This is a genomic window from Legionella lytica (assembly GCF_044626755.1).
Lineage (GTDB): Bacteria > Pseudomonadota > Gammaproteobacteria > Legionellales > Legionellaceae > Legionella > Legionella lytica_A.
Map to the genome: position 1 here is coordinate 267,893 of NZ_JBGORX010000002.1, position 12,761 is coordinate 280,653.

Genomic DNA, 12,761 nt, shown 5'->3' on the forward strand with positions numbered 1-12,761 from the left:
AATGCATCGGAAATAAAAGCCAGCGATTAATTACAAAAGAAAGGGAAATGGAGAATCAAAGAAAAAGCCGAGATAAAGCGTAGGCTTTACTCGGCATAAGAATTACTTAACTATTTTTCTGACTTTTTGAATAGCACGAATTTGAGCAACAGCACGTGCCAACTCAGCAGCAGCAACGGAATAATCCATCTCGCCACTTTTGTTCGCCATATCAGCTTCTGCTTGCGCTTTTGCAGCTAGAGCAGCAGCTTCATCAAGATGATCTGCGCGCTCAACCACGTCGGCCAGAACGGTGACACAGTTTGGTTGTACTTCAAGCATACCGCCCTGAACATAGTAGATATCTTGATGACCGCCAGGCAAAGTCAATCTGACTTCACCTGGTTTCAAGACAGTCAGTAAAGGAGCATGACCTGCAGTAATACCCACTTCACCTAATTCTCCAGTAGCAACAACCATCTCTACTAAACCTGAGAATATTTCCTGTTCAGCACTAACGATATCCAAGTGCGTTGTTATAGTCATGTCATCTTGCCTCATAAGGTTTTCGCTTTAGCAACTGCTTCCTCAATGCTACCGACCATATAGAATGCTTGCTCAGGTAAATCATCGTACTCACCAGCAAGAATGCCTTGGAAGCCTTTAATAGTATCTTTTAATGATACGTATTTACCTGGAGAACCAGTGAAAACTTCAGCAACGAAGAATGGCTGTGACAAGAATCGTTGAATCTTACGAGCACGAGTTACTACGCGCTTGTCTTCTTCTGATAATTCGTCCATACCCAGAATTGCGATAATATCTTTCAATTCTTTATAACGTTGTAAGGTTTGTTGTACACGACGCGCTGTATCGTAGTGTTCTTGACCTACAACTAATGGATCTAACTGACGTGAAGTCGAGTCTAATGGATCCACCGCAGGGTAAATACCTAATTCTGCGATTTGACGTGACAATACAACTGTCGCATCCAAATGCGCAAACGTAGTAGCTGGAGATGGGTCAGTCAAGTCATCCGCAGGTACATATACCGCTTGAATCGACGTAATAGAACCAGTCTTAGTAGAAGTAATACGCTCTTGGAGCATACCCATTTCTTCTGCTAGTGTAGGCTGGTAACCCACCGCTGAAGGCATACGACCTAACAGAGCTGATACTTCAACCCCTGCCAAGGTATAACGATAAATATTATCTACGAATAATAATACGTCACGGCCTTCGTCACGGAATTTTTCCGCCATAGTCAAACCAGTTAAAGCAACACGTAAACGGTTACCTGGTGGCTCATTCATCTGACCGTATACTAGAGATACTTTATCCAGTACGTTTGAATCTTTCATTTCATGATAGAAATCGTTACCTTCACGAGTACGCTCGCCCACACCAGCAAATACTGAGTAACCACTGTGCTCAATCGCGATGTTACGGATTAATTCCATCATGTTAACGGTTTTACCTACACCGGCACCACCGAACAAACCAACTTTACCACCTTTAGCAAATGGGCAAAGCAAGTCAATAACTTTAATACCCGTTTCTAAGAGCTCTTGGCTACCCGCTTGCTCTTCGTAGCTTGGCGCTTTACGGTGAATTGCCCAGTGCTCATCAGCACCGATTGGGCCCGCGTCATCTACTGGACGGCCTAATACGTCCATAATACGACCTAGTGTCTTTTTACCCACTGGAACTTGAATTGGGTGGCCAGTATTTTCAACTTTTACACCACGCTTCATACCGTCAGTGGTTCCCATAGCGATCGTACGCACAACACCATCACCTAACTGTTGCTGTACTTCGAAAACCAACTCACCATCAACTTGTTTCAATGCGTCATTGATTTTAGGAACACTATCGCGTGGAAATTCAACGTCCACAACCGCTCCAATAATTTCCACGATTGTTCCGATATTTTTAACTGCTACTGTATCTACGCTGCTCATTATATACCCTCTTATAAAGCGGCTGCGCCACCGACAATTTCTGCCAATTCTTGAGTAATTGCAGCTTGTCGAGCTTTGTTGTAAGCCAATTGAAATTCTTTAATCAAATCACCAGCGTTGTCGGTTGCGCTTTTCATTGCAATCATTTTTGCCGCTTGTTCACAGGCGATGTTTTCCACCACAGCCTGATACACTTGCAATTCGATATAACGTTCTAAAAGATTATCCAACAAGTCTTTAGCATCTGGTTCATAAATGTAGTCCCAGTGGTGCCCCATTGTCTTGCTGTCATCTTCTGATTTTGGCAATGGTAGTAATTGTTTCACCAATGGCTTTTGCGTCATGGTGTTAACAAACTCGTTGTATACGATATGTAATGCATCAATCTTACCGGTGTAAAAAGCATCTAACATGACTTTTACGATACCGACTAAATCATTAATGCCTGGTGTATCGCCTAAATGATCTTTTGATCCAAGTACATTGCTACCAACACGCTTGAAGAACGCTTGTCCTTTGCGGCCAATAACCGCAATATCAACTTCCTTACCATTGGATTTCCAATCACGGATTGTACGTACCGTTTCACGCAATAAATTTGCGTTTAAACCGCCGCATAAACCGCGATCTGAAGTAACCACAATAAGACCTATGCGATTAATCTCGCGCTGCCCCATGAATGGATGATTGTATTCAGAGTTCGCGCGAGCAATGTGTTTTACCACACTATAAATTTTGTTGGCATAGGGCTTGGATGCGCGCATTCTGTCTTGCGTTTTGCGCATTTTACTTGCAGCCACCATTTCCATTGCACGAGTAATCTTTCGAGTTTTATTAATACTCGAAATCTTAGAACGGATTTCTTTTGCTCCAGCCATATCTTATCTCGCCTTAAATTGACTACCAACTAGCTGTACGTTTAAAGTCTTCAACAGCTTTCTTCAATTGTGCTTCAATATCGTTATCGTAAGCACCTGCTTCATTGATTGATTGCATCAATGCTGCATGAGAAGTACGCATGTAGTCATGTAAAGAACCTAAGAATGATGAAATTTCATTTAATGGAACATCATCTAAGTAACCTTTTTCAACAACAAACAAGGCAACACCCATATCTGCTACAGAATAAGGAGCGTATTGTTTTTGCTTCATAAGTTCAGTAATACGTTGACCGCGCTCTAACTGCTTACGTGTTGCATCGTCTAAATCGGATGCGAACTGAGAGAAGGCCTCTAACTCACGGAACTGAGCTAATGCTAAACGCGTACCACCACCAAGCTTTTTCATAATCTTGGTTTGTGCAGCCCCACCCACACGCGACACCGACAAACCGGAGTTAATTGCAGGTCGAACACCTGAGTTGAATAAGTCAACATCAAGGAAAATCTGACCGTCCGTGATCGAAATTACGTTAGTAGGTACGAATGCAGATACGTCACCCGCTTGCGTTTCAATAATTGGTAATGCAGTTAATGATCCAGTCTTACCTTTTACTTCGCCTTTAGTTAGTTTTTCTACTTCATCCGCGTTAATACGCGCAGCTCTTTCTAAGAGACGTGAGTGTAAGTAGAAAATATCCCCTGGATACGCTTCACGACCTGGTGGTCTACGTAGTAACAAGGAAATTTGACGATATGCCCAAGCTTGCTTGGTTAAATCATCATAAACGATTAATGCATCTTCGCCGCGCTCCATGAAGTATTCACCCATGGTGCATCCTGCGTAAGGAGCAATAAACTGTAAGGCAGCAGTGTCAGCAGCACCAGCAACCACAACAATAGTGTGCTCTAATGCGCCATGCTCTTCTAATTTACGTACAATTGCCGCAACTGAAGAAGCTTTCTGGCCCACAGCTACGTACACGCACTTAACGCCAGTACCTTTTTGGTTAATGATGGCGTCAATAGCAATCGCTGTTTTACCCGTTTGACGGTCACCAATGATCAACTCACGCTGTCCACGGCCAACTGGTACCATCGCATCAATCGCGATTAATCCAGTTTGTACGGGTTGGTCTACTGATTTACGCGCAATAACCCCAGGAGCTACTTTCTCAATTGGTGCCATACCAGTTGCTTCAATTGGGCCTTTGCCATCAATTGGGCTACCTAGAGCATCAACTACACGACCTAAAAGCGCGTTACCAACTGGCACCTCAAGAATACGACCCGTACATTTAACTTTTTGACCTTCAGCTAAAGATGAAGCATCACCAAGGATTACCGCACCCACCGCATCGCGCTCTAAGTTTAATGCAAGACCATAAACTCCGCCTGGGAATTCAATCATTTCCCCAGCCATAACGTCTTTAAGACCATGAATTGTAGCAACGTTGTCTTTAAAGCTTACTACAGTACCTTCGTCGTTTGCTTCAGATACTACATTGAACTGTTCTATTTTCTTTCTGATTAATTCACTGATTTCAGAAGGATTTAATGCTACTTGTTCTGACATGAAATTATCCTCTAATTTAAGCGGCTAAGTTGGTGTGAAGCTTTCTCAGCTTGCCCCGAACTGAACCATCGATAACTAAATCGCCTGCTCGAATAACAGCCCCACCAAGCAGGGTAGGATCAATACTGATATTTAATGTAACTTTACGCTGTAAGCGTTTACTTAAAGATTCTATTAATCGCTCTTTTTGTGCTGTAGATAAGTCAGAGAAACTGCTTACGTCCACATCCAGAGTTTTTTCTTGTTCTGCACGAAGAGCTTCGTAGTGAGCACAAATCTCAGGCAACAGCATTAAACGTTTGTTTGTAGCCAGTAAGGCAACCAGATTATTTATTGATTCGCTCTTTTTTGACCCAGCATTGACTATGCCTTGCAGCAACTCAATTTGTTGAGCAACAGTTGAGGCAGGGTTTTCAATAAACTGTGCTGCTTCAGGATACATCACAGCCTGGGCAAGCGTTGTCAAATGAGCTGACCACTCGGCTAATTGATTTTCTGCTAACGCTGATTCAAAAATAGCTTTGGCATAAGGTCTGGCAATAGTGGTGCTATCAGACATTTTAAATCTCTTCTATCAAGTTATCTAACAGTGCAGCATTCGCTTTCGCGTCTACTTCACGCATTAAAATCTTCTCAGCGCCAGTAACAGCTAAGGTAGCAACTTGCTTACGCAGTTCTTCTTTAGCATGATTTACTTGTTGCGTTAATTGCTCTTGCGCTTGCTTAAATTGCATTTGCGCTTCGTGCTTGGCCGCTTCTTTTGCTTCTTCAATGATTTGAGCAGCACGCTTGTTTGCTTTTTCAACGATATCTGCTGATTGAACTTTAGCTTGCTTTAACTCGTCTTTAACGCGATGTTGTGCTAATTCAAGTTCTTTACGGCCACGCTCAGCAGCAGATAGACCATCAGCAATTTTATCTTGTCTTTCTTCCAAAGCTTTCGCTAATGGAGGCCAAACTAATTTCATGGTAAATAAAACAAAAGCTGCGAATACCAGCATTTGAACTATTAGTGTTAAGTTAATATCCACCGTAATTATCTCCTGCAACAATCAGGGCGCTTAATCAGCGCCCTAATCATATGTTATCAAGAACCCAGGTTGTTTAGGAAAGGGTTTGCGAAAGTGAAGAACAATGCGATACCCACTCCAATCATTGTTACCGCGTCAAGAAGACCTGCAACGATGAACATTTTAACTTGTAACATTGGAACCATTTCTGGTTGACGAGCAGAACCCTCTAAGAATTTGCCGCCTAGCAGACCAAATCCTATAGCGGTACCTAACGCACCTAAACCAATCAATAAAGCAACCGCAACAACGGTCATACTTTGAACTTGTGCTATTAGACTAGCAGCTTGCATATTTAATCCCCTTTAAATGGATGATGAAAATAAAATCGATTAATGTTCTTCGTGTGCCAAACTAAGGTAAACAATAGTTAACACCATGAAAATAAATGCCTGCAAGGTAATTACCAGGATATGGAATATTGACCAGCCAAGCGCCAATATGAATTGGGCCAAGCCTAGAGTCGCAGTACCGACAGGTGATGACATTGAAGCATTTAAGGTTAGCAAGGCAATTAAGATAAAGATTAATTCGCCGGCGTATAAATTTCCAAATAACCGCAGTGCTAAAGAAATAGGCTTAGCAATTAAACCGACTAATTCCAGCAACAGGTTAAAGGGTATAAATCCAGGATGATTAAATGGCTGTAACGTTAACTCTTTAATGAACGTTTTTGGCCCTTTAATTTTAATACTGTAAAAAATGATTAGAAGGAACACGGTGATTGATAAGGCAAAGGTCAAGTTTAAGTCATTCGTAGGAACAACTTTCAGGTAATGAATACCACCTGCCTGCGCCATTAAAGGCAATACATCCACTGGGAATATATCCATGAAGTTCATCATGAAAACCCATAGGAAAATAGTTAGCGCCAAGGGGCCGATTAACTTATTTTTGCCGTGGAAGCAGTCTTTAACCTGATTATCAGCAAATTGCAGCATTAATTCTGCAAAGTTCTGTAACTTCCCAGGAACACCAGTGGTTACCCTGCGTGCGCCGAAATACATGAGGGCACATACAAAAATTCCCATAGTAATCGAGAAAAATAATGTATCAAGGTTTAATGTCCAGAAACCACCGCCTGGTCCCATTTTCATCTCACTAACGTTGTATGTCAGGTACGTTAGATGATGTTTGATGTAGTTTGTGCTAGATACCATTTCAGTCACTTTCAGGCCTATTCTGTTTATTAACAATAATCAATGGAGCAAACCAGTGCGTCATTAGAATCATGATGTACGATGCAAAAAAAGCCAGAGGGGTAATCTTCACCCACACAAATACGGCAGTAAAAAGTACGATCGATAAAAATATTTTCATCGCTTCGCCTTTATAAAAACTATTCACTATCTTTTTTGCTGATCGCGCACCGTGATACTTAAACAACTTTCTTGCGAAATACGCGTTAGGGATAAGACAGACCATACCACCGAGCAATGCAGATGTTGCTGCATTTGCACCATAGGCTAATGCACATAGAGTCGCTAAGACCAATGTAATGCCTAACTGCACTAACCATAATCGCACAATTCCGCGCTTACTCAGCTGTTTGTTCACATATTCACCTAAGTTTCACCGCGCGGATTATAAAGCAACCAACTTAAATGATCAACGATCCCAGCGGTTTTAATCAATTTTATTGGTAAAATATCTCTCACCTATATTTGCGTGTCGGTTTGAAAATCAAAGCCTACCCTCATGTACCAAAGGGTATAGCAGCACCTTGATACCTGCTGCGCCAAAGCACAGTTTTATATGTTTGGCTGTGCGCACAAATTTGCCGGATACTCAGTGTATGCTTTTAAAATATACTTTAGGGCGATTATACTGAAATTTATTTCCGGCAAATTTAGAATCTGCTCAAGATCTGTTTGCTTTATCTCATCAGCGAGTCTAATAAGACCATTTATCGCGATGTCATAACCAGGGTGGTCCCCTGAAATGTGTCGCAATGCATGGGGTTCATCCGCTAAAATTTGAATAAAACAAGATATTATCTGTTCTATTCCATCGCTTGTGGCATGAGGAGCTATGGCAGATAAAGTTAAACACGCTTCCCTGCATAGCTTGTAATGTGTATCATCAATATCTCTAAATTGAGACGTTAAAACCTGCTCGAGCGAATCGTTGGTTATTAAATGAGCAATGTTGCGCAGATATTTGCTCGTAGATACATCTACCTCCCCTGCCAACACGATGATCAATGAGCTTAATTCTTCATCATGAAAATATCTGGCCATTCTCGTTAAAACATCAAATACCTTAGGATTGCGCTCATCCAATTTCTCAATTAAATGTATCTTCATCCGAGTAAGTTGTTCTTGGCTGAGGCGGGGAACTAACTTAGTTAACCCGTTCAACGAAGCATTCATCAAGTCACTGGAACCTACATTGTCAGTTATTAGCGCGATGAATAATTCATAAACCTCGTTCACATATTCATCTGCAACCAAATGCATCACTTGGGGTATTACTTCTTCTACCTCATAAACAAAATCTTCATTCTCTAACATCTTAATACAATCAACCAGAACTCTTCCTGAAGGACGTACCGGAGCTACAGAAAAAATCATTAGAAAGCGCCCAAAAATCTGCTCACGGATATCCACATCGGGGTTTTTAAGAAGCTCCTGATGTTTTTTTATAAATGCTTCTAATTGACCGTTGAACATAGAAACTGGAACGATGCTTAGCCATTTTATATTTTGCAGCTCTTGCAAACAAAGCGCCACATAAGCATCTAACTGCGACTCACTCAATTTGGGAACCAATAAGGACAATGCTTTTAACTTTAATTCAGCATCGTCTTCATAATGTACTATTGAATTTATTAAATTGAGAATTAGGTCGTCCGTGAAGTCAGTCGTAGACATTAAAGGAGCCAATTCAATAAGAGCAGTAAATCGATAATCGTCATGACCTGCCTTTAGCATCTCATTAATCATGCCCTTTTTAAGAAGTAAGAGGTGCGGTTTTAAAGACTTTAATGCAGTAAATGCCGCAAAAGACACCTCATTATCCACATTTTTGCTTAGCGCAATCAATTTTAGGATAATGTCATCGGGACAGGGTGATAAAGGCGCGGCTAACTCAGCAATGATATTAATCGCCTTGATTTTTTCCTCTTTATTATCGCTAGATAGAGCTGGGAAATACCTCTGTATATATTTTGCTAATTGCATGACAGATAGCTTTTTGACCGCCGATTTTAACGCGCTTTTCACGGTGCCCACATGCGGTTGCTCTGCCATTACCTGTATTAGATTAGTAATTAACTCTTCTTTTATTTCCGGTAAGCCTGATACGAATAAATCAAGTTTATCCAGGCAATAAACACTGGCTCGCACCTGGGGATCCGGATGTCTCATTCGCAAAAATATGATCTCGGTAAGCGCATTTAACAATGTTGAATTGTTCGTAGCAAGCAAAATCAATGCATTAAAAGAATAGCGATCAGTGACTCGCCCTTCTTTTGTACTTAAATGAGTAGCATTAATCGTCTTAAGGAAACCTTGCATGAGAGCATCGGGAAAATGGCTCTTATGTGTCATTACCAGGGTACAAAAAACATCACTTGCAGTATTTGGAGCATTCCTCTCGATTGACGCATTGTTTAAACACAAAACAAGGGCTCTATTTAATTGTTGTTCATCCAACTTGGCTGCGATGAGTATTAAACGAGTATAGTCGGATTCTTGTGCCAATGTTTCAAATTCGTTATCCGCCTCCATTTGCTCTAAAACTAATTCTGGAGAACTAGGAACGGGGGTAAGCGCATCCTCCCAAACATCTTTTCGTCGCTCATATACGTCTTTTAAGAGTAAGTTCAGTCCTATAGCATCATCTTCATTTTCATCCAATTGAACTAGAGGCAAGGTCTGGATTTTTTCCACCGCATTCCAAAAATCATTGGTTATTTCTTGGGACATATTCCCAAAGCATTGAAGAACCCGAATGCAATGTACTTTGGATACCAAGCTTGTTTCAGGCCAACGTAAACAATTTTTTAGTCTATTTACCCATTGTTCCGTATCCGCTGAGAAATGATGCCATTGAGCTAAAATATTTTCTTCATTGCCTAACTGCTGACACCAAGTCCTTAATGTTTGGGCTTGAAAGCGTAAGGCTGCTTTATCTTGCCGCTCGAACAAAATTTCTAAAATATGGGTATAAAAAGCATTATTAGTTGCGATTATCTTTATTAGATCTCGAGAAGGAGTAGTTTTCAGAACCACTCCTTGCACGTCACGATGGTTGTCTGGAGCAAAGAAATTTGCCGCTCCTGTGATGCGAGAGGTATGTGTCACTTCGATTAGGTTTTGTAAGTATAATTCGCTAAAAAGGCCTTTCTCTATTTGAGAAAGCGCAACACTTTTTAAGATTTTTTTTAATTCTTGTTTTTGAAAAATAGAGGGGAATGCTATTTTAAATGCAAATGCTGCCTGGCTATCACTAGGCTTTAAGTAGTTGTGTATGAGGATAGAACCCAATTGTGAGTCAATTATCGTATTATCGGTATGGGTTTGGGTGGAGTCTATCCATTTTTGCAGTTCTTGAATGATTAAAGGCGAGTATGGGTCGCTATTTTCACTATTATATTGTTGTAATAGTACGTGTATTTTCTCAATTTTAATCAAAGAGAGCATAATTACCCTTTCCTTACCACTTTATAGACAGGTCGACATTATATCCTCATTCTGTTCAAAATAAAAACTATTTTATAGAAAAGATAAAGGGCTGCTTTACATTTCTGAGGCTCTACTCTTGACGAAAATTACGTATAATCAAAAGGATGCGCATAGAAAACATCTATTCGCTGCTAACTCAGAAAACAACCGCATTATTTATTCCTATTCTCAGCTGTCACGTAATTATAACAACAACTCATACAGAAAGACTGAGAGAAAATGGATAGAAAAAAGTAACCTCATGTTTGTTATAAAACATATTCGTGGTATAGGAGTTGGGAATTGCTTGAAATTGTTTAATGACGGATAAATCGATTTCACCTTGTAATTTAATCGTGAAAATCATTTGTTTTGCTTTTCCAGAGGCAATCCACTTCGTGATGAGCGTATAAGCCCGTTCCGGATAGCAGGCAATATCTGATAAAACCCAATCAAAACGTTCTTGAAGCATTGCAGGTTCAATCGCAAAGGCGCTTTGCTGCAAACACGTAATGCCGGGTAATTTTGCAATTTTGGGTTCTAAAGGTGCCTTATCAACTGCGGTTACTTGGGCCCCTAAGGACTGCATTACATAGGTCCAACCACCAGGTGATGCCCCTAAATCCAGAGCAGTCTCCCCTGATTTGGGGTAATGGCCTAATAAGGTTAACGCTTCCCATAATTTTAAATAGGCGCGATTAGGTGGATTAATTTTATCTTCAATAAAATAACAATTCCCTTGCGGCCATTTTTTTAAGCGTTTGGCACTGAAAATTAAAGTATTTTTATCTAAAAGACTAAAAACCCCCAGAGGAGGAATAGCATCGCTCAGTGGAAAATTCTGCATTAATGGTGCGAACTGACGTAGTTGTTCTTCAATCAAACGGGAGCGTCTCACATTCTCAATAGGATGTAGATACCAGTATTTTCCTGCTTGACGAAGAATTTTTACTGCTTCAGAAATCGACTGAAAGCTGACGATTTGGGGCTCTAACCAAATATCCTGAGCAAAACAAACATCGACTTTTTTATGGGGAGAAAAAACTAAATCCGCAACTACCTGGGTGATTTCGCCAAGTTCATTACTAAGCTCTTTACGAAATTCTGGTTTTACCACATAAATTGCGGCGAGTTTTTTTTCGGTTTCCATGCAGCTAACTTAAAATAGGATTTAAACAAGTGCTTATAGCATATCATTGTGCCTGTATTTAATACAGAGCGAAAAACTGTCACTGACTTGTGAGTCGCATAATGGAGCGAGCATATTCAATGCTTTCAAAGTAAGCATTAATTAAATTGTTATTACCATAGGATTTATCCTCTAGTTGGCTAAAATCACCCTTCTCATAGCTAATTGTATCTTTGAGTAATTCCCCAAGCTGTCCGCGTTGATAGAGTAAGGCTTCGTTAAGTGCTTCGCTCAATTGTATTTTGCTTAAAATCGATGCCATCGGTTCATTAAGAAAAGCATCCAAAGAGGAAAAAATCCCCATAGTGAAGGCTTGATGCGGATTAACATGGTCGGGAGATAACTTCGCTAAGCATTCACACATTTTGGCGCGAATTAAGGTCTGCTCAACCAAATCAGACATTAAATCATTCTGATTTGCCAGTAAAAAAAGACGTAGCCAATTACGTACCTGATCCAAACCTAAACGTTTAAGCGCATCGATTAACAGATCAATTTTGCGACCATTGTAAGCTGCAGCAGAATTAGCTAAACGTAATAAGCGATAGCTTAATTTAGGAATATGTAAAATGTATTCTTCAACCCGTTCTAAAGGAATATCTTCATTATTCAGTTCCGCTAAGACACGCAACAGATGAGCCTTGTTTTCCGTAATATGATGCCCTTTTAAAGGACGGGGTTTATTCAGAAAAAAGCCCTGAAAATAATCAAAGCCTAAATCTACGCAGTCTTTAAATTGGCTATGGCTTTCGATCTTTTCTGCTAGTAACTTGCCTTTAAAATGCTTTAAGAGGCGTAGTTGCTGGGCAATTTGCCGCTTACTCAGATTGAGGACATCAATTTTAATAATATCCGCCAAGGCGATAAGGATGGAGTTTTTTTCACTGGGAATAAAATCATCTAAGGCAATGCAATAGCCTTGTTTGCGCAGCGAGGTCAAACTATCAATAAGCGGTTTATCAACAATCACCGATTCTAATACTTCAATAACGATGCGTTCCTTTGGCAATAAAGTCGGTACTTTCTGAACCAGGTGATTATGCGTAAAATTAATATAGGCTAATTTGTCGCCAATAATAGTATCTATATCCATGCTGGCAAATAATTGGGTAATGACTAGAGAGGTGGCTTTATCTCCTAATTCACCACTACCTAGATCCGCATTAGCAAATCCAGGATTACGATACAGTAACTCATAAGCATAAACGGAACCTTCTCGAGTATAGATTCCTTGTCTTGCCAATAATGTAGGGAGCTGAAGGTTCAATTTATCGCACATATTTTGGACTGCATGCCCTTATTATAGGCTACAACCAAAGGGTTTATGATCATTTTTCTGATGAATTTCAACGAAATATAATTTCAGTGCTACAATGTAGAAGTTGAGTTGAGGTGTATGAGTTTTTTTTTTCATATTTTTTACTTAAATTCATGCAGTTAA

At 40.3% G+C, this 12,761-nt stretch carries 12 protein-coding genes; all 12 read right to left on the reverse strand.

Annotated elements, in window-relative coordinates; translation table 11 throughout:
- Positions 1 to 102: 102 nt before the first annotated feature.
- Positions 103 to 525: a F0F1 ATP synthase subunit epsilon gene (locus ACD661_RS08565; protein WP_400187447.1), complete on the reverse strand. Its 423-nt coding sequence runs from the start codon at positions 523 to 525 to the stop codon at positions 103 to 105.
- 11 nt (positions 526 to 536) lie between these two features.
- A complete protein-coding gene (gene atpD, locus ACD661_RS08570; protein ID WP_400187448.1) occupies positions 537 to 1,940 on the reverse strand; it encodes a F0F1 ATP synthase subunit beta in 1,404 nt (467 codons plus the stop codon).
- Between the two features lie 11 nt (positions 1,941 to 1,951).
- Complete coding sequence (gene atpG, locus ACD661_RS08575; RefSeq protein ID WP_400187449.1) at positions 1,952 to 2,818, reverse strand: F0F1 ATP synthase subunit gamma; 867 nt, start codon at positions 2,816 to 2,818, stop codon at positions 1,952 to 1,954.
- Positions 2,819 to 2,840: 22 nt separating this feature from the next.
- A complete protein-coding gene (gene atpA, locus ACD661_RS08580; protein ID WP_400187450.1) occupies positions 2,841 to 4,394 on the reverse strand; it encodes a F0F1 ATP synthase subunit alpha in 1,554 nt (517 codons plus the stop codon).
- A 16-nt stretch (positions 4,395 to 4,410) separates the two neighbouring features.
- Positions 4,411 to 4,953, reverse strand: a complete 543-nt coding sequence (locus tag ACD661_RS08585) for a F0F1 ATP synthase subunit delta (protein ID WP_400187451.1) — start codon at positions 4,951 to 4,953, stop codon at positions 4,411 to 4,413.
- Position 4,954: 1 nt separating this feature from the next.
- Positions 4,955 to 5,425 carry a F0F1 ATP synthase subunit B gene (locus tag ACD661_RS08590; RefSeq protein ID WP_400187452.1) on the reverse strand — a complete coding sequence of 157 codons (471 nt, stop codon included), beginning with the start codon at positions 5,423 to 5,425 and terminating at the stop codon, positions 4,955 to 4,957.
- Between the two features lie 56 nt (positions 5,426 to 5,481).
- Positions 5,482 to 5,757, reverse strand: a complete 276-nt coding sequence (atpE, locus tag ACD661_RS08595; protein ID WP_058534289.1) for a F0F1 ATP synthase subunit C — start codon at positions 5,755 to 5,757, stop codon at positions 5,482 to 5,484.
- A 39-nt stretch (positions 5,758 to 5,796) separates the two neighbouring features.
- Complete coding sequence (gene atpB / locus ACD661_RS08600; protein ID WP_400187649.1) at positions 5,797 to 6,624, reverse strand: F0F1 ATP synthase subunit A; 828 nt, start codon at positions 6,622 to 6,624, stop codon at positions 5,797 to 5,799.
- A 1-nt stretch (position 6,625) separates the two neighbouring features.
- Entirely contained in the window at positions 6,626 to 7,021 is a 396-nt protein-coding gene (locus ACD661_RS08605; protein ID WP_400187453.1) for an ATP synthase subunit I, read from the reverse strand.
- 194 nt (positions 7,022 to 7,215) lie between these two features.
- A complete protein-coding gene (locus tag ACD661_RS08610; RefSeq protein ID WP_400187454.1) occupies positions 7,216 to 10,110 on the reverse strand; it encodes a hypothetical protein in 2,895 nt (964 codons plus the stop codon).
- 238 nt (positions 10,111 to 10,348) lie between these two features.
- A complete protein-coding gene (locus ACD661_RS08615; protein ID WP_400187455.1) occupies positions 10,349 to 11,281 on the reverse strand; it encodes an SAM-dependent methyltransferase in 933 nt (310 codons plus the stop codon).
- Positions 11,282 to 11,360: 79 nt separating this feature from the next.
- Positions 11,361 to 12,599: an EAL and HDOD domain-containing protein gene (locus ACD661_RS08620; RefSeq protein WP_400187456.1), complete on the reverse strand. Its 1,239-nt coding sequence runs from the start codon at positions 12,597 to 12,599 to the stop codon at positions 11,361 to 11,363.
- Positions 12,600 to 12,761: the final 162 nt, after the last annotated feature.

Bases quoted from the DNA above. Each gene is read 5' to 3' on its own strand.
- ACD661_RS08565 (WP_400187447.1), bottom strand. From the start codon at position 525: ATGACTATAACAACGCACTTGGATATCGTTAGTGCTGAACAGGAAATA.
- atpD (WP_400187448.1), bottom strand. From the start codon at position 1,940: ATGAGCAGCGTAGATACAGTAGCAGTTAAAAATATCGGAACAATCGTG.
- atpG (WP_400187449.1), bottom strand. From the start codon at position 2,818: ATGGCTGGAGCAAAAGAAATCCGTTCTAAGATTTCGAGTATTAATAAA.
- atpA (WP_400187450.1), bottom strand. From the start codon at position 4,394: ATGTCAGAACAAGTAGCATTAAATCCTTCTGAAATCAGTGAATTAATC.
- ACD661_RS08585 (WP_400187451.1), bottom strand. From the start codon at position 4,953: ATGTCTGATAGCACCACTATTGCCAGACCTTATGCCAAAGCTATTTTT.
- atpE (WP_058534289.1), bottom strand. From the start codon at position 5,757: ATGCAAGCTGCTAGTCTAATAGCACAAGTTCAAAGTATGACCGTTGTT.
- atpB (WP_400187649.1), bottom strand. From the start codon at position 6,624: ATGGTATCTAGCACAAACTACATCAAACATCATCTAACGTACCTGACA.
- ACD661_RS08610 (WP_400187454.1), bottom strand. From the start codon at position 10,110: ATGCTCTCTTTGATTAAAATTGAGAAAATACACGTACTATTACAACAA.
- ACD661_RS08615 (WP_400187455.1), bottom strand. From the start codon at position 11,281: ATGGAAACCGAAAAAAAACTCGCCGCAATTTATGTGGTAAAACCAGAA.
- ACD661_RS08620 (WP_400187456.1), bottom strand. From the start codon at position 12,599: ATGTGCGATAAATTGAACCTTCAGCTCCCTACATTATTGGCAAGACAA.